The sequence below is a fragment of the Denitromonas iodatirespirans genome, assembly GCF_018524365.1.
GTDB lineage: Bacteria > Pseudomonadota > Gammaproteobacteria > Burkholderiales > Rhodocyclaceae > Nitrogeniibacter > Nitrogeniibacter iodatirespirans.
Genome location: NZ_JAEKFT010000007.1, coordinates 182,017 through 202,874, shown reverse-complemented (window position 1 = coordinate 202,874; position 20,858 = coordinate 182,017). Strand labels below are relative to the sequence as shown.

Sequence of the window (20,858 nt, the reverse complement as noted above, 5' to 3'; positions counted from 1 at the left end):
CGGGATAGCGCCGTGCCAGCAGGGCCTGGATCTTCTTGGGGCCGAGCACGTCGCCCCCGTCGGTGCGCAGCTCGATGACGGCCTGGCGCACGGCGAAGGGATAGGCGGTGGCGCAGTGATGTGGCCGGCGACTGCGCTCCTCGAGCCCCTCCACGCCATCGCTCCGATAGCGCCCAAGCCATTTGTAGCCGGTCTTGCGGCTGATCCCGTAGCGCGAGCACAGCTCGCCGAAGCTGTAGCGATCACGCAGGTGATCGGCTATGAACAGAACCCGTTGGTCCATCGGTTTGACCTCGTTCCAAGGCATGGGGCTGTCCTCCTGGTTGCTCCCATGCAGGGTAGAAGTTGTTACCCATGTCTTTGAACCGATTTGTTACCGATGAGTGTGAACCGTACAGGGCGTACTTCTTTGCTTACCTTTCTTGCACGAGCAAGAAAGTAAGTCGCCCGCCGGGGCGAGACCCGGCCAACGACCCAGTCAGCCTGGGGAAAACCGCCCGAAAATACCAACCAACCAACCGATCCGCGAACGCGCGCCCCGCCCCTATGGCCAGGCCCGCGCCCCAAACATCATCCGCTTGGCTACAAAGTGCCGCAGCGGCGGCGCGAGGTCGAGCGCCAGCAGACCCAAGCCACGCAGGCCGCGTAGCGGTGGCAGGTCGTTGCTGAAGAGGCGCACCAGGGTGTCGGTGAAGCCGACCGTGCTGGCGCGGTCGAGGCGGCGGTCGCGCAGGTAGGCGGCGAGCACCTGGGCGTCGCCCGGGTCCTTGGCGGACTGGATACGTTGCGCCAGCGCCCAGACGTCACGCAGTGCCAGGTTGAAGCCCTGGCCGGCGACCGGGTGCAGGGTCTGGGCGGCGTTGCCGAGCCATACCTGGCGCTCGGCGACCGGGGTGTGGCGTACGCGCAGTTGCAGCGGAAAGCGTTCGCGCGGGCTGGTGGCGACCAGTTCGACCCGCTGGCCGAAGGCGCGCTGCAACTCGGCGAGGTAGGCGGCGTCGTCGAGTGCCAGCCAGGCGTCGGCTTGTTCGGGGGCGGCGGTGTGCACCACCGCAAAATCGGTGCCGCAGGGCAGCAGGGCGACCGGACCGTTGGGGGTGAAGCGTTCGTAGGCGGTGTGCCCGTGCGGCTCGGCGGGGGTGGCCATGCAGATGACCGCATGCTGGCCGTAGTCGCGCACCCGGATGGCCGGGTCGTCGGCGCGCATGCCGCCTTCGGCGCATACCACCAGTCGGGCGTCGAGGGCTTCGGTGGCGTGGTTGCGGTGCAGCAGCACGCGGCCGTGCAATTCGGTGTCGACTTCGGCCTGGCAGTGGTCGATGACGGGAATGCCGGCGGCGCTGACGGCGTCGTCGAGGGCGGCGGCGAGGTCGCCGGCGCGCACCACATGGCCGAGGCCGTCGATGGCGTAGTCCTGCTCGTCGAGCGTGGTGCGGCCGAAGCCGCCTTGCTGCGAGATGTGGATGTGGCGGATCGCCGTGGTGGGCAGGTGTTCCCACACGCCGAGGCGCTCCAGGGTGAGCCGGGTGCCATGGGCCAGGGCGAGCACGCGCGGGTCCTGACGCGATGCGCCGCGGCCGCGGGCGTCGATGAGGACGACGGAGTGCTTGCCGCCCTGCAGCGCGAGGGCCAGCGCCATGCCGACCGGACCGGCGCCGATGATGGCGATGTCCGGCGTTTTCATGGACGCGCGTCCCGCATCAGCGCTTCGATGTCGTCGATGGTTTTGGGAGTGTTGGCGGTGAGGATGTCGCAGCCGCCGGCGGTGACCAGGGCGTCGTCTTCGATGCGGATGCCGATGTGCCAGAAGGCTTCGGGTATGTCGTCGGCGGGGCGGATGTAGCAGCCGGGCTCGACGGTGAGCGTCATGCCTTCTTGCAGCGGGCGCCAGTCGCCGTTGCGCTTGTAGTCGCCGGCATCGTGGACGTCGAGGCCGAGCCAGTGGCCGGTGCGGTGCATGTAGAAGCGGCGGTAGTCGCCGGATTCGAGCAGGCCGTCGAGCGAGCCCCGGAGCAGGCCGAGGTCGAGCATGCCCTGGACGAGCACGGCGACGGCGCGGTCATGCGGCTCGTTCCAGCCGACGCCGGGGGCGGTGGCGTCGATGGCGGCCTGCTGGGCGGCCAGCACCAGTTGGTAGACATCGCGCTGGGGGCCGCTGAAGCGGCCGTTGACCGGGAAGGTGCGGGTGACGTCGGAGGCGTAGCCGTCGAGTTCGCAGCCGGCGTCGATCAGCAGCAGGTCGCCGTCGGCCATGCGCCGGTCGTTGCTCACGTAGTGCAGCACGCAGGCGTTCGGGCCGCTGGCGACGATCGAGGGGTAGGCGGGCGATTGCGCGCCGCCCTGGCGGAAGGCGTGCAGCAACTCGGCCTCGACCGCGTATTCATGGAGACCCGGCCGGGTGGTCTGCATGGCGCGACGGTGGGCGACATCGGTGATGGCGGCGGCGCGGCGCATGGTCAGCACTTCGTGGCTGTCCTTGATTAGGCGCATCTCGTCGAGCACGGCATGCAGGTCCTGTATGCTGGTCGGCGCGGTGATGCCGGTGCGAACCTGTTCGCGTACCTGGTTGAGCAAGGCGACGAGGCGGGTGTCCCAGGCGGCGTCATGGCCGAGGGCGAAGAACACCGCGGGCTGGTTGGCCAGCAGGGTACCGAGCTGGGCGTCCAGCTCGCCGATGGCGAAGGCGGCGTCGAAGCCGAACTGCTCGGCGGCGGCCTCGGGGCCGTGGCGGAAGCCGTCCCAGATCTCGCGTGCCATGTCCTTGCTGCGGCAGAACAGCAGGCTGCGCGGGTTGTCGTCGGCAATGAGTACCAGCACGGCTTCGGGCTCGGGGAAGCCGCTCAGGTAATGAAAGTAGCTGTCCGGCCGGAAGGGGTAGTGGGTGTCGCGATTGCGGGTCACTTCGGCCGCCGTCGGCACGATGGCGACCCCGCCGCCACGCGTGGCGAGGGTGTCGAGCAGTCGTTGGCGGCGATTGTGAAAGGGCGCGAAGGCTGGGTTCAAGGCGACGTTCCTTTGAGGCGGTGTCGTTATGACTGCGAGTGTGGCGGATTGTTCGGGCACAGCAGGGCGTCCAGTTCGGCCAGGCGTGCCGGGGTGCCGATGTCCATCCACAGGCCGTCGAAGCGTTCGGCGCCGACGCGGCCGGCGGCGATCGCCTGGCGCAGCAGCGGGCCGAGCGGCGCGGGGGCGCCGGCGGTCAATGACTGGAACATATCGGGATGATAGAGCCCAATGCCCGAAAATGTCAGCCGCTCGCCGTCGGCGAGGTGGGCGCGCCCGTGGTGCAGGTGAAAGTCGCCGCCCGGGTGGTGCGGCGGGTTCGGCACCAGCACCAGGTGGGCGAGGTCGCCGGCAGCCAGCGGACGGGTGGCCAGCGCGGCCAGATCGACGTCGCAGAAGATGTCGCCGTTGATGACCAGGAAGGGCGCATCGCCCAGCTGCGGCAGCGCCTGGCGGATGCCGCCGGCGGTCTCCAGCGCGGTGGCTTCGGGCGAATAGCTGATGGGCAGGCCCCAGGCGCTGCCGTCGCCGAGCGCCGTTTCGATCATGGCGCCGAGATGGGCATGGTTGATCACCACCCGGTCGATGCCGGCCGCCGCCAGCCGGCGCAGGTGATGGACGATCAGCGGCACGCCGCCGGCCGCCAGCAAGGGCTTGGGGCAGGTGTCGGTCAGCGGCCGCATGCGCTCGCCGCGCCCGGCGGCCAGGATCATGGCGCGCATGGCGGCGCTCAGAAGGTGTAGCCGACTTGGGTGTCGACCGGGTCGCAACGGTTGAGGATGCGCACCAGCGGGCGCAGCTCGCTGTAGCGCTCGCAGGCCTTGCGCAGATAGTGGGCGACGCGCGGCATGTCGGCGAGGTAGCCGGCCTTGCCGTCGCGATGGCAGAGGCGGGCGAAGATGCCGAGCACCTTGAGATGGCGCTGCACGCCCATCCATTCGAAGTCGCGGTGGAACTCGGCGAAATCCGCGCGCACGGGCAGCCCGACCTGTCGGGCGGCTTCCCAGTAGCGCGCCAGCATGTCGAGCACGAAGGCTTCGTCCCAGTCGATGTAGGCGTCCTTGAACAGCGAGGCGAGGTCGTAGCTGATGGGGCCGTAGACCGCGTCCTGGAAGTCGAGCACGCCGGCGCCGTGGGCAGTGACCATCAGGTTGCGGCTATGGAAGTCGCGATGCACGAAGACCTTCGGCTCGGCCAGATTGACCTCGAGCAGGCGCTCGAACACGGTATCGAGGATCTTGCGCTCGGTGTCGTCGAGGGTGAGGTGCTTGTGGTGCGCCAGGTACCAGTCGGGGAAGAGCTGCATCTCGGCGAGCAGGCGTGCGCGGTCGTAGTCGGGCAGCACGCCGGGCGCGCTGGCCTTCTGGATGCAGATCAACGCGCCGAGGGCGTCGGCATACAGCGCATGCGCGCTGTCGGCGTCGAGCGCATTCAGATAGGTGGTGTCGCCCAGGTCGGTGAGCAGCAGGAAACCCTCGTCGGTGTTGGCATCGAGCACCGTCGGCACCTGCGCGCCGCTGTCGCCGAAGAGCTTGGCGATGCGGATGAAGGGGCCGGTGCCCTCCTTGTCGGGCGGGGCGTCCATGGCGATGAAGGTGGTCGGCTCGCCGTCCACGTGCACCCGGAAGTAGCGCCGGAAGCTGGCGTCGGCCGACGCGGGCGCGAGGTCGATCTGGCGGCCCGGGAAACGGGTGCCGAGCCAGTGCTGAAGTTGCGCGAGTCTTTCCACGGATGCCGTCCGATGTTCGTGTAAAATCGCGAATTTTATCAAAGACCGCAGCCGGAACGCTGTTTGCCGGTGTGCAGCCGATCCGCCGCTTTTCACCCGGAGACACGCATTGCCGCCTGCCAAGCGTTGGACCTTGCGAGCCATCCCCTTGCTGCTGGCCACGTTGCCGGTCGCAGGTAGCGCCGCCGACCTGCCGGCGCTGGTCATTCCCGCCGACCTGCTCGGCACCCCCGCAACCAAGTCGAAGCCGGCGGCCGTTGACGCCAAGCCGCCCATGCGCGGCACGGCCAGCCCGTCCCGCCACGAGGGCACTGAGGCCGTCGGCGATGCCCCTGCGCGCAGGCGCGACCGCGTGTCCGCCAGCCGGCCGGCGCCGGCCGCCGAGGCGACAGCACCGACCGAGCCGACCGGCGTCACCACCGTCGATGCCGACCGTATCGTCGGCCAGCAGGATGTCGAACTGGTGGCCGAAGGCCAGGCGGTGCTCAAGCGCGACCGCTCGGTGCTGACCGCCGACCGCATCGTCTACCGCGAGGCGCTGGACGAGGTCGAGGCCGAGGGCAATGTCACCTTGCGTCGCGGCGAAGACCGCCTGGCCGGCCCGAAAGTGCAGCTGCGCCTGGACGAGCAGACCGGCACGCTGGATTCGCCCACCTACGAGATCCACCGCATCTCGCGCAAGGGCGGCATCTCGCGCCCGATCACCGGTAGCGGCGAGGCCAGCGTGATCCGCTTCGAGGGCGAGAACCAGTACCGTCTCGAAGACGCCACCTGGAGCACCTGCCAGCCGCAGGATCCGGACTGGTACATCAAGGCCGGCGAGCTGGAGCTCGATTACGACCGGGAAATCGGCGTGGCACGCCACAGCACGGTGGTGTTCCAGGATGTGCCGATCTTCTACATGCCGTGGGCCGAGTTCCCGCTGGTGGCGCAGCGCAAGTCCGGCTTTCTGCCGCCGACCTTCGGCACCTCGAACAAGAGCGGCGTGGAGCTGACTGCGCCCTATTACTGGAACATCGCACCCAACTACGATGCCACGCTGGTGCCGCGCTACATCAGCCGTCGCGGCCTGCAACTGGGCGGTCAGTACCGCTACCTCACCGAAACCATGCAGGGCACCACCTCGTTGGAGTGGCTGAGCAGCGACAGCGTGACCGGGCAGTCCAACCGGGCGGCCGGCTCGATCCGCCACCAGCAGAACTTCGGGTACGGCCTGAGCGGCAGCCTCGATTTGAACGGGGTGTCGGACAAGGAATACTTCGAGGACCTCAGTTCGCGCCTGGCGCTGTCGGCGCAAACCAACCTGCTGCGTCAGGGCGTCCTGAGCTACAGCTCCGGCAGTTGGTGGTCGGCCTCGGCATTGGCGCAGAGCTTCCAGACCCTGTCGGGCGAGCGGCCCTACCGGCGCCTGCCGCAGTTCACGCTGGGCGGCAATCGCCTGGTGTGGGGCGGCGGCGAGTTCAACCTAGCGACCGAATATGTGCGCTTCGCCCATCCGGACGCCAACAAACCCGAAGGCTCGCGCATCACGCTCAACCCCAGCGTCCAGTTCCCGCTGGGCACGGCGGCCTATACGCTGACACCGAAGTTCGGGGTGCACTACACCCGCTATGATCTGAGCACCCCGCTGACGGTGGGCGAGGAGAGCATCACCCGCGCCGTGCCGACCTTCTCGCTGGACGGCGCCATGGTCTTCGAGCGGGAGACCGTGTGGGGCGGGCGCGACATGATCCAGACGCTCGAGCCGCGCCTGTACTACGTGAACGTGCCGTATCGCGACCAGTCGGACATCCCCAACTTCGATTCCGGCCTGTTCGACTTCAACTTCGCGCAGATCTTCTCCGAGAACATCTTCAGCGGTGGCGACCGCATCGCCAATGCCAACCAGCTCACCGCGGCGGTTACCTCGCGCATGATCGATGCCGAAACCGGGGTCGAGCGGCTGCGCGCTGCGCTGGGCCAGCGCTTCTACTTCGAAGACCAGCGCGTCACCTTGCCCGGCTTTGCGGCGCGTACCGGTCGGCGCACCGACATCCTGGCCAGCCTGGGCGGGCGCATCGGCAAGATCACCACCCTCGATGCCGGCTGGCAATACAGCCCGGAAGACCGCCAGACCGAGCGCTTCAACGCAGACCTGCGCTTCCAGCCCGCCTTTGCCAAGGTGGTCAACCTCGGGTATCGCTACACCCGCGACGTCCTGCGCGATGTCGACATCGCCGCCCAGTGGCCGCTCGGCGGTCGCTGGTACGGCGTCGCCCGCTACAATCGTTCGCTGCGCGACCATCGGGTCACCGAGGCCCTCGGCGGTCTGGAATACGATGCCGACTGCTGGGTCTTCCGGGTGGTGGTGCATCGTTATGCGACCAATGCGGAAGACGTGACGCAGGCCATCTTCCTGCAACTCGAACTCGACGGCCTGGCCAGCGTCGGATCCAGTCCCCTGGATCTGCTGCGGCGGACGGTGGGCGGTTATGGCACCATCAATCAACCCATGGCAGATCCGGTATTCGGCCGGGAGTGATGCTGCGGCAGCCTCTTATTGCAACAGGAATCCTATGAAAACGGCGCTTCCCCGACTCCTTTCCACGCTGCTCTTCTCCGTGCTGGCGGCCTTGCCGGCAGTGTCGCCAGCCGCGCGCACGGTGCTCGTCGATCGCATCGTCGCGGTGGTCAACAACGATGTCATCACCGAATCCAGCCTGGCCGAGCGCACCGCGCAGATCAAGCGCCAGTTCGGCCGGCAAGGCGGGCAGCTGCCGCCCGACGAGGTGCTGCGCAAGCAGGTGCTCGAGCGCCTGGTGGTCGAGCGGGCGCAACTGCAGCTGGCCGGCGAAACCGGGCTGCGCATCGACGACACCGCGTTGGCCGGCGCGATCGACCGCATCGCCGCCTCCAACAAGCTGAGTGCCGCTCAGTTTCGCGCCGCGCTGGAAAAGGACGGCATCGCCTGGAACGACTTCCGCGAGAACATCCGCCAGGAAATGCTCATCGCCCGCCTGCGCGAGCGCGAAGTCGACGCCCGCGTGGTGGTGACCGACGCCGAGATCGACAACTTCCTGAAAAACGCGCCGGACGCCGCCGACAGTCGCGAATACGACCTGTCGCATATCCTGCTGCGCGCCCCCGAAGGGCCGAGCCCGGAGCAATTGAACGCCCTGGCGCAAAAGGCCGAGAGCCTGCGTGCTCGCCTGCTGGCCGGCGAAGACTTCGCCAAGCTGGCCGCCGAGTTCTCGGATGCGCCGGATGCCCTGCAAGGTGGCGCCCTCGGCTGGCGTCCGACCAACAGCGTGCCGGCCCTGTTCCTCGACGCCTTGAAGGCCATGCAGCCCGGCGAAGTTTCGCCGGTCATGCGCAGCCCGGCCGGCTTCCATCTGGTGCGGGTGAACGATATCCGCGGCGCCAGCGCGACCGAGGCGGTGTCGGTGCAGCAGACGCGGGTTCGCCACATCCTGGTGAAGACCTCGGAAGTGGTGTCGGATACCGACGCCCGCCTGCGCCTCGAAACCCTGCGCACCCGCATTCTCAACGGCGAGGATTTCGCCGCGCTGGCGCGCGCCAACAGTGCCGACCTGTCGGCGGCCAAGGGGGGCGAGATCGGCTGGGTCTATCCCGGCGATACGGTGCCCGAGTTCGAGCGCGCGATGGACGCGCTCAAGCCGGGCGAGGTCAGTCAGCCGATCAAGTCGCCGTTCGGCTGGCATCTGATCCGTGTGGAAGAGCGCCGCACGCAGGATGTTTCCGAAGAGCGCAAACGCGCCGTGGCGCGCAACACGCTGCGCCAGCGCAAGGCCGACGAGGCCTACGAAGACTGGCTGCGCCAGTTGCGCGACAACGCCTTCGTTGACTACCGCCTCGACGAACTGAACTGATCCGCCGCGCATGAACACCACACACACGCCGGTGCTGGCCGTCACCAGTGGCGAGCCGGCCGGCGTCGGCCCCGAGCTGTGCCTGCAGCTGGCCAGCCAGCGCTGGCCCGGGCGGGTGGTGGTGCTGGGCGATACCGATCTGCTCGCCGAGCGCATGGCTGCGCTGGGGCTGACGCTGACGCTGCAGGCCTATCGACGCGATACGCTCCCGCCCCCCGGCGTGCTGGAAGTCCTCGACGTGCCGCTGGCCGCGCCCGTGCAGGTCGGGCGGCTCGACACGGCCAACGCCCGGCCGGTGCTGAGCATGCTCGACCGGGCCATCGAGGGCTGCCAGAGCGGCGAATTCGATGGCATGGTCACCGCGCCGGTGCACAAGGGCGTCATCTGCGATGCCGGTGTGCCCTTCTCCGGGCATACCGAATACCTGGCCGAGGCCACGGCAACGTCACGGGTGGTGATGATGCTGGTCGGCGGTGGCCTGCGCGTGGCGCTGGTCACCACGCATCTGCCGCTGTCGGCGGTGCCCGGCGCCATCACGCCGGCGGCGCTGGCCGAGACCCTGGCCATCCTCGACGACGACCTGCGCACCCGATTCGGCCTGCCGGCGCCGCGCATCCTGGTGGCCGGGCTCAATCCGCACGCCGGCGAAGGCGGCCACATGGGGCGCGAGGAGATCGACGTGATCATCCCGGTGCTCGAGCGCCTGCGTGCCGCCGGCATGCACCTGTCCGGCCCGCTGCCGGCCGACACCTTGTTCGTGCCGCACACGCTCGAGCAGGGCGACGCGGTGCTGGCCATGTACCACGACCAGGGCCTGCCGGTGCTCAAGCATGCCAGCTTCGGCGGTGGGGTGAATGTGACTCTCGGGCTGCCGATCATCCGGACCTCGGTCGATCACGGCACGGCGCTGGATCTGGCCGGCACCGGCCGGGCCGATCCGGGCAGCCTGTTCGCCGCGGTGCGGCTGGCCTTCGAGATGGCCGCGGCGAGGGCTGCGCAATGACCCACCAGGCCCGCAAGCGCTTCGGTCAGAACTTCCTGTCCGATCCCAACATCATCCGCAAGATCGTCGACGTCATCGCCCCGCAGCCCGGCCAGCGCATGGTCGAGATCGGCCCCGGCCTGGCGGCCATGACCGACCCGCTGCTGGCCCGTCTGGGCCGGCTCGACGTGGTCGAGATCGATCGGGACCTGATCGCCCGGCTCAAGGACAACTACCCGTCCGGCGATCTGGTCATCCACGAGGGCGACGCGCTCAAGTTCGACTTCGGCACCCTGGGGCCGGACCTGCGCATCGTCGGCAACCTGCCCTACAACATCTCCACGCCGATCCTCTTCCACTTGGCCGAGTTCGCCGACCAGGTGCGCGACATGACCTTCATGCTGCAAAAAGAGGTGGTGATGCGTATGGTGGCCGACCCCGGCTCGAGCGAATACGGGCGCCTGTCGGTGATGCTGCAATACCGCTTCCGCATGGGGCGGCTGTTCGACGTGCCGCCGGGGGCCTTCCGTCCGGCGCCCAAGGTGATGTCGAGCATCGTGCGCCTGGTGCCGCGGCCTGCCGATACGCTGGAGGCAAAGGATGCGCGGCTGTTCGGCAAGATCGTCACCGCCGCCTTCGGGCAGCGCCGCAAGACCCTGCGCAACACCTTGCGCGACTACATCGACGAGGCCCGCCTGAGTGCGCTGGGCATCGATCCTGGCCTGCGCGCCGAGCGCCTGTCGGTGGCCGACTACGTGGCCATCACCAACGCCTGCGCCGGGGCCTGAAAACACCGACGGCCGGGCAATGCCGGCCGTCGGTCACGTGGTCCTGCGCGCTCAGCTCTTCTTCATCGGGCAGGTGTTCATGCCCAGCAGCGAATAGGCCGGGCAGCTGCCCAGCAGACCGGTGGCCAGCGGCACTACGCCGATCCATGCCCACACCGGGCCACCCACCAGCGCCCAGAGAATCAGCCCGAGCCCAGCGACGATGCGCAATACGCGGTCGATACCACCTACGTTCGTTTTCATGATGTGCTCCTTGTGCCATCAGCCAATGTGTCTGCATTTGACCGCGATCGGGCCCGCGGGTCTGTAACCTTGGTTACATAGCGGGCGGTCTGCCGCAATGCGGCAAACGATGGTCGGCATCCATCGGGAATGGCCATGTCATGGCACCGAAAAGAATTGTGCTCCCGCAATAAAGACTGACGCGCCGATGCCGTTACTAACCGGTGAAACCATCTGGCTGGGAGCCGTCATGCGCAAGTTCTCCGATACCCCGATCTGGCTGCGGTTGACCGCGGTGGTGTGGGTGCTGTTGATGTTCGCCTTCGGCGGCCTGATCGCCTGGGAAACGCAGGTCAACCGGGAGACGGCCATTGAGCAGGCGCGCGCCTTCGCGCTGTCGGTGCACGACATGACCATGGCCGGGCTGACCGGCATGATGATCACCGGCACCGTCGATCAGCGCGACGTGTTTCTCGACCAGATCAAGGAGCTGTCGTCGGTGCGCGGCCTGCGCGTGATCCGTGGCGACGCGGTGAGCACGCAGTTCGGCCCCGGCAGTGCGGCCGAAGCCGGTGCCATGGACGCCCTCGAACGCCGCGCAATGAGTGACGGCAAGCCGATTTTCGAGGTCCAGGAGGGCGGCAGTGCCGGCAACGCGTTGCGCGTGGTGGTGCCGGCGCTGGCGTCGACCAACTATCTGGGCAAGAACTGCGTGACTTGCCACGTGGTGGCCGAAGGCACGCCGCTGGGCGCCGTCAGCATGAGCATCGCGCTCGACAAGGTCGATGCCGCGGTGAGCAGCTTCCGCAACAAGAGCATCCTGTTCGCGGCGTTGGTGTCGCTGCCCTTGATGGTGTGCGTGTTCCTGTTCATCCGCCGCTTCGTCACCACGCCGCTCGAGCACATGACCCGCAGCCTTGAGGAGATCGCCGCCGGTGGGGGCGATCTGACCCGCCGCTTGACGGTCGAGCATGAGGACGAAATCGGCCGCGCCGCCAACAGCTTCAACCGCATGCTGGCCACCGTCGGCGAGCTGGTGCGCCAGGTCAGCGCCTCGGCCGGCGACGTGGCCCGTGCGGCGCGCGGCGTCACCGTCGGGGCTCGGCAGGTGGCGGCCGGCTCGCAGCAGCAGAGCCAGCAATCGGACGCGGCGGCCGGTGCCGTCGAGGGGCTGATGGAGAACATCGCCGACATCGCCAGCAGCGCCGAACAGGTACGCTCGCGCTCGCATGAGAGCCTCGAGCGTTCCGAAGAGGGCCAGCGGCATCTGTCGCGCCTGATCGGCGAAGTGTCCGAAGTCGAGTCGGCGGTCGGCGAGATGGCCGATACGGTCAAGGCCTTCGTCGAATCGACGGCCGCGATCTCGCGCATGACCCAAGAGGTGCGCGAGATCGCCGACCAGACCAATCTGCTCGCGCTCAACGCGGCGATCGAGGCTGCACGGGCCGGCGAGCAAGGCCGCGGTTTCGCGGTGGTGGCCGACGAGGTGCGCAAGCTGGCCGAGAAATCGGCCCGCTCGGCCGGCGAGATCGATGCCATCACCCGCACGCTGTCGGCGCAGTCCGGCGCGGTGCAAAGCTCCTTGAGCAGCGGCATGGACCGCCTGACGAGCAGCCGCACGGCGGCCGAGGACGTGGCCAGCGGGCTGCGCGAGGCGAATGCCTCGGTGGCCGAGGTGCGTGCCGGCATGGATCAGATCGCCCAGGCGACCGAAGGCCAGCGCCAGGCCAGCCAGAGCGCCACCAACAGCATCGAGGCGATCGCCGCGATGGCGCGCGAGAACAACGCGGCGGTCGACCGGACCGTGGCCTCGGCCACGGAAATGGAAGGTCTGGCCACTCAGTTGCAAGGTGCGGTGGCGCGTTTCAAGGTCTGAGCGCCTGAGCGTCTTTCGTTCATGCCCGCTCGTCCCCCCAAAGACGACCTGCTCGTCGTTGCAAATGCTCGCCATAGCCCGAGCTATGGCTGTGCTTCGCGCCTAGATCAGACCGTCTTTGGGGCGCCGCTCGGACACGCCCGAAAGACGCTCAGGCGCTGAGTGGTAGCCTGCCCGAGGGGCGTCGGCGGCGCCCCGGCGCAGGTGGCGTCTCATTCGGGCTTCAAGTGGGGCGAGTGAGCGCCGATAGCGGATTATCAGCTTGCATATTCCGGCATGCTGAATCAGCGCACGAGGACCGACGCCGTGCTCCATCGCCTAGCTGCTTTCGTTGTTGCCGTTCTGATGCTCGCCGCGCCGACGGTCCGGGCGGCCGAACTGGTGCTGACGGACGCCGAACGCGCCTGGCTGGCGCAGCATCCGGTGATCCGGGTGGGCTTCGATCCGAACTTTGCCCCATATTCCTTTACCGACGCGGAGGGCCGCTTCCAGGGCGTGGCCGCGGGCTTTACCCGACGCGTCGAGGATGCGCTGGGCGTGCGCTTCGAACGGGTGGCAGATCGCGACTGGCCGACGCTGTTCAAGGCCTTCAAGGCGCGGGAGGTCGATGTCATCGCCGCGCTGGCCTATCACCCCGAGCGGACGGCCTTCACGATCTTCAGCGAGATGTACCTGCCGACGCCGCTGGTGATCTTCACGCAGCAGGGTGCGCCTCAACTCACCTCGATCGATCAGCTTGCCGCCCAGCGGGTGGCGCTGGTCAAGGGCTATGCCGCCAGCCAGAAGGTGGTCGAGCGTTTCCCGTCGCTGTCGCCCACCTATGTCGACACCTCACTGGCCGGTCTCCAGGCGCTGGCCTTGGGCAAGGTCGATGCCTACGCCGGGGTGCTCGGCACCGGCACCTACCTCGCCAGCGCGAACGGCATCACCAACCTCAAGGTGAACGCGGCGTTTGCCATGGAAAACCATGGTCAGCACTTCGGCGTGCGCAAAGACTGGCCGCAACTGGCGCAGCTGATCGACCGGGCGCTCCTGTCGATCGATGCCCAGGAGCGCGAAGCGATACTCCGCGACTGGGTGCCGGTCGGGGTCGGGGATCTGGTCGCGCTCGACTACGCGCCACAGCTCCGGCGTTATCTGACCTGGTTCCTGATCGGTGGCGGGGGCATCCTGCTGGTGGCGCTGGCGATGCTGTGGGCCAACCGGCAACTGCACCGCGAGATCAAGCGGCGCGAGGCGGCGTGGGCCGAGAGCGAGGTCCGCTTCCGTGCCACCTTCGAACTGGCCGCGGTCGGCATCGCCCATGTGGCCCCCGACGGCCGGTGGATCCGGGTCAATCCGCGGCTGTGCGACATTCTCGGCTACCCGCCGGCGGTTTTGCTGACCAAGACTTTCCATGACATCACCCACCCCGACGACCTCGATGCCGACCTGCGCCGGGTGCGGCGCACGCTGGCCGGCGAGATCCCCGGCTACACCATCGAGAAACGCTACTTCCACCAGGACGGGCGTGTGGTCTGGGCGCAGCTGACCGTCTCGCTGGTGCGCCGGCCCGACGGTGCCCCCGACTATTTCATTTCGGTCCTGGAGGACGTGTCCGAGCGCCACGCGGCGGCTGAAGCCAGCCGACAGGCGACTGCCGTGTTCGAGAGCACGCGTGAGGGGATCATCGTCACCGATCTCGACCAGCGCATTCTCACCGTCAATCCGGCCTTTACCGAGATCACTGGTTACTCGGCGGACGAGGTGATCGGCCAGATGCCGACGCTGCTGCACTCCGGGCTTCACGGCGATGCGTTCTACCAGAGCCTGTGGGCCACTCTCGTTGAAGCCGGGCACTGGCAGGGCGAAGTGATGAGTCGCCGCAAGAGCGGCGAGGTCTTCCCCGAACTGCTGACCATCAGCACCGTGCGGGACATCACCGGCCAGCCGAGCCGCTACGTGGCGGTGCTCACCGACCTGAGCCGGCTGCGCGCCTTCGAGGCGGAACTGGCGCATCTGGCCCACTACGATCCGCTCACCGGCTTGCCCAACCGCTTGCTGGTGCAGTCCCGTCTCGATCATGCGCTGGAAAAGGCGCAGCGGGAGGGCTGCTGGCTGGCGGTCATGTTCATCGACCTGGATCGCTTCAAGGACGTCAATGACAGCCTCGGACACCCAGTCGGCGACGAGCTGCTGGTCGCCGTGGCCCAGCGCATGCGCTCGCGGCTGCGCGAGTCGGACACCCTCGCCCGACTGGGCGGCGACGAGTTCCTGGTGGTGCTCGAAGATATCCACCGGCCCGAAGATGCGGCCGAGGTGGCCCAGGCGCTGGTTCGCCTGCAGGAGGCGTCGGTCAGCCTGCCCAGCGGGCACGAGGTGTATGTCGGGCTCAGCATCGGCATCAGCCTGTATCCGACCGATGGCAACGGCACCACCGAACTGATCCGCCAGGCCGACGCCGCCATGTACCAGGCCAAGGGGCAGGGGCGCAATACCTTCCGCTTCTATACCGCCGCACTCACCGAGGCAGCCGATCAGCGGTTGGCGATGGAGGGGCGTTTGCGGCGGGCGCTGAACGCCGGGGAGTTCGTCCTGCATTTCCAGCCCCAGTTCGAGGCGAGCACCGGCGAGGTGGTCGGTTGCGAGGCGCTGGTGCGCTGGCAGGATGCCGACGGACGTCTCATGCCGCCCGACCGCTTCATCCCGCTGGCCGAAGACACCGGTCTGATCGTGCCGCTCGGCCAGTGGGTGCTGGAGACCGCGTGCGCCCAGGCGAAGGCGTGGCGCGACGCCGGCGTGGCCGATCTGGTGATGGCGGTGAATTTGTCGGCGCGCCAGTTGCATCAACGCGATCTGGCCCAGCGGGTGGCCGAGGTGCTTGAGCGCACCGGCCTGCCGCCCGATCGGCTCAAGCTGGAGCTGACCGAGAGCATGATCATGGGCCAGGGCGAGGAGGCGGAAGCCTTGCTTCAATCGCTCAAGGCGCTCGGCGTGAGCCTGTCGATCGACGACTTCGGCACCGGCTACTCGTCGCTGGCCTACCTCAAGCGCTTCCCGATCGACGAGATGAAGATCGACCGCAGCTTCGTGCGCGATACGCCCGACGACGCCAGCGACAGCGAAATCGTCGCCACCATCGTCGCCATGGCGCGCAACCTCAAGCTGCGGGTGGTGGCCGAAGGGGTGGAAACCGAGCGGCAACTGGCGTTTCTCGTGCGCCTCGGCTGCAACGCCTGCCAGGGCTACCTGGTCAGCCCCGCCTTGCCGGCGGCGGCCTTCGAGCGCTTCATCGCCCACCGGACGGCCTCCACGCCGGCCAAGTGAGCCGGCGCCGCCGCCTGGCGCCGGCCGGGCGGCGCTTCTACAGTGAAGGCGTGACCGTACAGCGCACGCCGCCATGAGCCAGATCTTCATCTCCTACCGCCGCGAGGACAGCGCCGGCCATGCCGGCCGGCTCGAAGAAGCGCTCGAGCGGCATTTCGGCGCGCACAGTGTGTTTCGCGACGTGGAGGATCTGCTGCCCGGCCAGCCCTTTCCCGACGCGTTGCAGGCCCGGCTGCAGAGCGCCGATCTGGTGCTGGTGCTGATCGGCCCGCACTGGCTCAGCGCCGAGCGCGACGGCACGCCCCGCCTGAGCCTGCCCGACGACTATGTGCGCATGGAGGTGACCCGGGCGCTGGCACGCGACATCCCGGTCGTGCCGGTGTTGCTCGACGACACCCCGATGCCGGTGGCCGCGGATCTGCCAGCCGACATGCGTCCGCTGCTGCAGCGCCACGCCGTGCGGGTGTCGGACGACGGCTGGGCCGACGATGTGGCACGGCTGGTCGCTGCGCTCGATGCGGCGCTGGGCGGCCGGCGGCGGGTAGCCAGCCAGCGGCGCCGTGTCGCCGCGCTTGCGCTGGCGCTCGCCCTGGCGATCGGCGCTGCCTGGTGGTTTGCCATGCCGGCCACGCCGTTCCCGGCCGGCGTGTGGGTCGCCGATGTGCGCTACCACTGGGGCGCCACCCACCAGGAACGCTTCGAGTTCGAGCGGGTCGGCGATGCGGTGCACGGCAGCGCCAGCTTCCTCGGCCGGCCGCGGGCGCTGACGGACGCGCACTGGGACGACGGCCGGCTCAGCTTCACCACGCAGTCGGAATCGGTGATGGACGATGAGAGCCGGGTGACGACCCACCGCTACCTGATCACCCGCGACGGCGAGCAGCTCAAGGTACGCTACAGCACCAGCGGCGGCTTCGACCCCGCACCGCCGATGGTGTTCCAGGCCACGCGCGCGCCCTAGGGGCCCGGGTCAGCCGGCGGCGACCCGCCGCAGGCCGGCCGCGTCGACGATCTCGATCTGCTCGCGCGACAGCTTCACCAGCCCCTGCGCGGCAAAGCCCTTGAGCAGGCGGCTGACGATCTCGCGCACGCTGCCCAGCTCGTCGGCCAGGTGCTGGTGGGTGGTGTGCAGCACGCGCCCCTTGCCCAGCAGCAGCGCCGCCAGACGCTGGTCGAGCTTGTGGAAGGCGACCTCCTCGATCAGCTGCATCAGGTCGGCGATGCGCTCGGCGAACAGGTGGAAGACGAAGCCGCGAAAGGCCGGCTCGGCCAGCAGCTCGTCGAACACCGCCTTGGGCAGCAGCACCAGTTCGGTGTCGGTCTCGGCAATGCCGCGGGCGTTGTAATCCTCGTGGCCGAGCAGGCAGGAGGAGGAGATCACGCAGGTCTCCCCCGGCGCCACCCGGTACAGCGGCAGCTCGCGGCCGCTGGCCGAGGCCTTGATGACGCGGATCGAGCCGCGCAGCACGAAGGGGAAGCCCTCGCAGGCCTGGCGATCGTCGAACAGCACGGTGCCGGCCGGCACCCGCAGGGTCTGCAGGCGCGCCAGGGCGGCGTCGCGCACGGCCGGCGGCAGCGCAGCGAGGACGGGGTAGCGGTCGGCAAGGGCTGTGTCGGGGGGCATGGGCGTTACCAGTCGAGGGTGCGCAGCCAGTCGAGGATGGGGCCGACGGCTTGCGCGGGCGTGTCGTGATGGGCGGCGGCCACCCCGCGCCAATTGCTGGCCGGATGGTGAGGCGCCCGCTCGAAAGCATAGTCGATTCCCGGTGCATGGGCCGTGTCGCTGTGCGGCGTGAGCCACAGCATCGGCAGCGGCGCGGCGAGCCGGGCGGCGTTGGCCGGCCACGCGGCGGGACCGTCGGGCGAGAAGTAGCCCAGGTAGTGGTCGGGCCGCAGGCGCAAGCGGCGCACGCGGCCCTGGTGCACGTCGACCAGCGGCAGGCGTTGTGCGCCCCGGCCGGCCGTCACCGCCGCACGGGCGGCATGCAGCGATTCGGCGGTGTGGCCGGCGGCCGCCAGGCGTTCCGGAAAATGCCCGGGGGCGAGCAGGATCAACCCGTCGATACCGCCGCGCTGGGCCGCCGTGGCCAGGGCAGCACAGGCGCCGAGGCTGTGGCCGCACAGCAGGACGCGCCGGCAGCCGGCGTGGCGCAGGGCGGCGGCTTCATCGGCGATCTGGTCGAGTGCGGCGTCGAAACAAGCGTCATACAGGCGGCGCAGCGCCCACGGCAGGGTCGGCAGACGCACCGCGCAGCCGGCGCCGGCGAGCGGCTCGGCCAGGGCCGCGACGGCAAACGGCGGCGTGTCCCACTTGCCGTGCAGCAGGACGACGCCGATCGTCATCGGGTCAGTTCGATCAGCACCGGGGCGTGGTCCGAGGGGCGCTCAAGCTGGCGCGGCGCGGTGTCCACCCAGCAGCGGCGGCAGTCGGCCACCAGCGGATCGGAGATCAGCAGGTGGTCGATGCGCAGGCCGAAATTGCGGGCGAAGGCGTTCATGCGGTAGTCCCACCACGAGAAGCTGTTGGCCGCCTGGTCGAACAGGCGGAAGGCATCGGTCAGGCCGAGCAGTTCGAGCGCGCGGAAGGCGTCGCGCTCGGGCACGGAGACATGGATCTCGTCCTTCCAGCCCGGATGCGCGTCACGGTCTTCGGGCGCGATGTTGAAGTCGCCGGCGAGCACCAGGCGCGGGTGCTGGCGCAGTTCGTCCTTGACCCAGGCGGTCAGTGCCGCGAGCCAGTCGAGCTTGTAGGCGAACTTGTCCGAGCCGACGGCCTGGCCGTTGGGGAAATAGCCGCAGATGAGCCGCACATCGCCGATCGTCTCGGCGATGATGCGCTTTTGCTCGTCATCGAAACCCGGGATGCCGCGCACCACCTCGGCCGGCGCCTGCCGGCTCAGGATGGCCACGCCGTTGTAGGTCTTCTGGCCGCTGAACACCGCCTGGTAGCCGACCGCCTCGAGCTCGGCTTGCGGAAAGGCCTTGTCCTCCAGCTTCAGCTCCTGCAGGCAGACCGCGTCGGGCTGCTCGGCGGCGAGCCAGTCGAGCAGATGCGGCAGGCGGACCTTGAGGGAGTTCACATTCCAGGTGGCGATTTTCATGGGAGGCAGGGTGAGAAACCGGGATGGCGCCATTTTGCCAGTTGGGAGGCCCCGGACCAAACGACACGCGCCGCGACGGGCACGGTGGCCGGCCCGGCGCGTGTCACGAAAACTTCATTCAAGGCGGCGGAGAAGTTGTCGATCATTCGGCCGAAAGAACTAGTGCCATGCACAAGGAACCCAGATGACCCGCGCGCGCTTCAACCCCATCCACGCCACCCGCATCCAGCCCCTGATCGAGGGTGACGGCCTGTCTTTCGTCTTCCAGCCGATCGCCAATCTCAAGGGGGGCGATGTGTATGGCTACGAGGCGCTGGTTCGTGGCCCCGAAAATACCGCGCTGGCGGCGCCGGAGGCCTTGTTGCATGCGGCGCGGCAGGCCGGCATGACGGAGGCCTTCGAGTTGCGCTGCTGCGAGTTGGCGATCGAAGCCTTCGCCCGGCAGCGACTCGGCGGCAAGCTGTTCCTCAACGTCAGCGCACCGGCCCTGCAACTGATCGCCGCCGACGCGGGCGGGCATGTCTTGCAGGTGGCGCGCGAGGCTGGCGTGGCACCGGGGCGGCTGGTGTTCGAGCTGACGGAGCATGAGCGGGTCGAAGACATCGTGGCGCTCGAAACCGCGGTGGCCCGCCTGCGCGCCGAGGGGCCGCAACTGGCCATCGACGATTTCGGCGACGGCCGCTCCAGCCTGCGCCTGTGGGCGCAACTGAACCCCGAAGTGGTCAAGATCGACCGCTATTTCGTGCGCGAGGTCCACCGCGACAGCCGCAAGCTGGAAGTGCTGCGCACGGTGATGAGCCTGGCCAAGGCTTTCGGCACGCCGCTGGTGATCGAGGGCGTGGAGACGGCCGAAGAACTGGCCGTGGTGCGTGATCTGGGCTGCCGCTTTGCGCAGGGGTATTTCATCGCCCGCCCGAGTGTCGAGCCGCCGCGTACGCTGTGCGACGCGGTGGGGACGGTGCTGAAATCGGCCAAACTGGCGGTGTTGCCCAGCGCCCCGCTGCATGCCGACCCGCTGTTGACGGTCGACGCCTTGTGCATCGCCGCGCCGACGGTGACGGCCGAGCATTCCTGCCAGTCGGTGCTGAACCTGTTCGCCAGGCATGACATGCTGCATGCCGTGGCGGTGGTGGCGGGGAGCTCCCCGATCGGCCTGATCAACCGGCGCACCCTGGTCGACCAGATGGCGCGGCCCTACCATGCCGACCTGTTCGGCCGGCGCTCGTGCACGCTGTTCATGAATGCCGATCCGCTCAAGGTGGATCGCTTGAGCACCATCGACTCGCTGGTCGGCATCCTGATGGGCGAAAACCAGGGCTACCTGAGCGAAGGCTTCATCCTCACCGATGGCGGCCGCTATGCCGGCCTGGCCACCGGCGACGGCCTGGTGCGGGCAGTCACCGAGCGGCGCATCGAGGCCGCGCGCCTGGCCAATCCGCTCACCTGCCTGCCCGGCAACCTGCCGATCACTGCGCACATCCGGCGGCTGCTCGATGCCCAAGTGGCGTTTGCCGCGGCCTATTTCGACCTGAACAACTTCAAACCCTACAACGATCGATACGGTTACTGGCGCGGCGACGAGATGATCAAGCTGGCGGCCAGCGCGATCTCGGCGCAGTGCGACAAGAGCTGCGACTTCCTCGGCCATGTGGGTGGCGACGACTTCGTGGCGCTGTTTCAGAGCGAGGACTGGGAGGCGCGCTGCCGGCGCATCATCGACAGCTTCGCCGAGACGGCGCCGTCACTGTACGACGCGCGCGAGCGGGTGCAAGGCGGGCTGGATGCGGAAGACCGCCGCGGCTTTGCGGCGTTCTTCCCGATCACCTCGCTGTCGGTCGGCATCGTCATGGTGACGCGGGGCTGCCGGCTCGACCCCGAAGCCATCGCCTCGGCCGCCGCGGCGGCCAAGAAGGTGGCCAAGGGGCGGCCCGACTTTTTCCATGTGCTGCCCGCCGACGACTGCTGCGCCGAAGCCGCCTGAG

17 protein-coding genes are annotated in these 20,858 nt (G+C 68.6%); 8 read left to right on the top strand and 9 right to left on the bottom strand.

Going from position 1 to position 20,858, the window contains the following annotated elements; all coding sequences use genetic code 11:
* The 5 genes from I8J34_RS08940 to I8J34_RS08920 form a co-directional block, all read right to left on the bottom strand.
* The coding region (locus I8J34_RS08940) for a helix-turn-helix domain-containing protein (protein ID WP_214361048.1) at window positions 1–307 on the bottom strand (307 nt) is incomplete at its 3' end.
* 237 nt (window positions 308–544) lie between these two features.
* Window positions 545–1,684: an FAD-dependent monooxygenase gene (locus tag I8J34_RS08935; RefSeq protein WP_214361047.1), complete on the bottom strand. Its 1,140-nt coding sequence runs from the start codon at window positions 1,682–1,684 to the stop codon at window positions 545–547.
* The gene (gene pepP / locus I8J34_RS08930) at window positions 1,681–3,003 is read right to left on the bottom strand and encodes a Xaa-Pro aminopeptidase (protein WP_214361046.1); all 1,323 of its coding nucleotides are present in this window, start codon (window positions 3,001–3,003) and stop codon (window positions 1,681–1,683) included. Before pepP ends, I8J34_RS08935 begins: the two co-directional genes overlap by 4 nt.
* A 26-nt stretch (window positions 3,004–3,029) precedes the next feature.
* A complete protein-coding gene (murU, locus tag I8J34_RS08925; RefSeq protein ID WP_230411767.1) occupies window positions 3,030–3,725 on the bottom strand; it encodes an N-acetylmuramate alpha-1-phosphate uridylyltransferase MurU in 696 nt (231 codons plus the stop codon).
* 8 nt (window positions 3,726–3,733) lie between these two features.
* Window positions 3,734–4,732: an aminoglycoside phosphotransferase family protein gene (locus tag I8J34_RS08920; protein ID WP_214361045.1), complete on the bottom strand. Its 999-nt coding sequence runs from the start codon at window positions 4,730–4,732 to the stop codon at window positions 3,734–3,736.
* A gap of 109 nt (window positions 4,733–4,841) precedes the next feature.
* Here I8J34_RS08920 and I8J34_RS08915 point away from each other — a divergent pair, with 109 nt between their 5' ends.
* Genes I8J34_RS08915 through rsmA form a run of 4 tightly spaced genes read left to right on the top strand, consistent with a single transcriptional unit; the run spans window position 4,842 to window position 10,371 of the window.
* Entirely contained in the window at window positions 4,842–7,253 is a 2,412-nt protein-coding gene (locus I8J34_RS08915) for an LPS-assembly protein LptD (RefSeq protein ID WP_230411766.1), read from the top strand.
* Window positions 7,254–7,287: 34 nt separating this feature from the next.
* A complete protein-coding gene (locus I8J34_RS08910; RefSeq protein WP_214361044.1) occupies window positions 7,288–8,601 on the top strand; it encodes a peptidylprolyl isomerase in 1,314 nt (437 codons plus the stop codon).
* 10 nt (window positions 8,602–8,611) lie between these two features.
* A complete protein-coding gene (gene pdxA / locus I8J34_RS08905; RefSeq protein WP_214361043.1) occupies window positions 8,612–9,604 on the top strand; it encodes a 4-hydroxythreonine-4-phosphate dehydrogenase PdxA in 993 nt (330 codons plus the stop codon).
* Entirely contained in the window at window positions 9,601–10,371 is a 771-nt protein-coding gene (rsmA, locus tag I8J34_RS08900) for a 16S rRNA (adenine(1518)-N(6)/adenine(1519)-N(6))-dimethyltransferase RsmA (RefSeq protein ID WP_214361042.1), read from the top strand. Before pdxA ends, rsmA begins: the two co-directional genes overlap by 4 nt.
* Before the next feature lie 51 nt (window positions 10,372–10,422).
* Here rsmA and I8J34_RS08895 read toward each other — a convergent pair whose 3' ends face one another.
* Complete coding sequence (locus I8J34_RS08895) at window positions 10,423–10,614, bottom strand: YgaP family membrane protein (RefSeq protein ID WP_214361041.1); 192 nt, start codon at window positions 10,612–10,614, stop codon at window positions 10,423–10,425.
* A gap of 229 nt (window positions 10,615–10,843) precedes the next feature.
* Between I8J34_RS08895 and I8J34_RS08890 the strand changes: the two genes are divergently transcribed.
* From I8J34_RS08890 to I8J34_RS08880, 3 genes are all read left to right on the top strand, one after another.
* Window positions 10,844–12,469: a methyl-accepting chemotaxis protein gene (locus I8J34_RS08890; protein WP_214361040.1), complete on the top strand. Its 1,626-nt coding sequence runs from the start codon at window positions 10,844–10,846 to the stop codon at window positions 12,467–12,469.
* A 306-nt stretch (window positions 12,470–12,775) separates the two neighbouring features.
* Entirely contained in the window at window positions 12,776–15,775 is a 3,000-nt protein-coding gene (locus I8J34_RS08885) for an EAL domain-containing protein (protein WP_214361039.1), read from the top strand.
* A gap of 73 nt (window positions 15,776–15,848) precedes the next feature.
* Window positions 15,849–16,736 carry a toll/interleukin-1 receptor domain-containing protein gene (locus I8J34_RS08880; protein ID WP_214361038.1) on the top strand — a complete coding sequence of 296 codons (888 nt, stop codon included), beginning with the start codon at window positions 15,849–15,851 and terminating at the stop codon, window positions 16,734–16,736.
* A gap of 9 nt (window positions 16,737–16,745) precedes the next feature.
* On the opposite strand, the gene I8J34_RS08875 is transcribed toward I8J34_RS08880, so the two are convergent.
* The 3 genes from I8J34_RS08875 to xth are packed head-to-tail and all read right to left on the bottom strand — an operon-like array spanning window position 16,746 to window position 18,876.
* Entirely contained in the window at window positions 16,746–17,399 is a 654-nt protein-coding gene (locus I8J34_RS08875) for a Crp/Fnr family transcriptional regulator (protein ID WP_214361037.1), read from the bottom strand.
* 5 nt (window positions 17,400–17,404) lie between these two features.
* Window positions 17,405–18,118, bottom strand: a complete 714-nt coding sequence (locus I8J34_RS08870; protein ID WP_214361036.1) for an alpha/beta hydrolase family protein — start codon at window positions 18,116–18,118, stop codon at window positions 17,405–17,407.
* Entirely contained in the window at window positions 18,115–18,876 is a 762-nt protein-coding gene (gene xth / locus I8J34_RS08865) for an exodeoxyribonuclease III (RefSeq protein WP_214361035.1), read from the bottom strand. The genes I8J34_RS08870 and xth overlap by 4 nt, the downstream gene beginning before the upstream one ends.
* A gap of 184 nt (window positions 18,877–19,060) precedes the next feature.
* Between xth and I8J34_RS08860 the strand changes: the two genes are divergently transcribed.
* Window positions 19,061–20,857: an EAL domain-containing protein gene (locus I8J34_RS08860; protein ID WP_214361034.1), complete on the top strand. Its 1,797-nt coding sequence runs from the start codon at window positions 19,061–19,063 to the stop codon at window positions 20,855–20,857.
* The last annotated feature ends 1 nt before the right edge of the window (window position 20,858 follow it).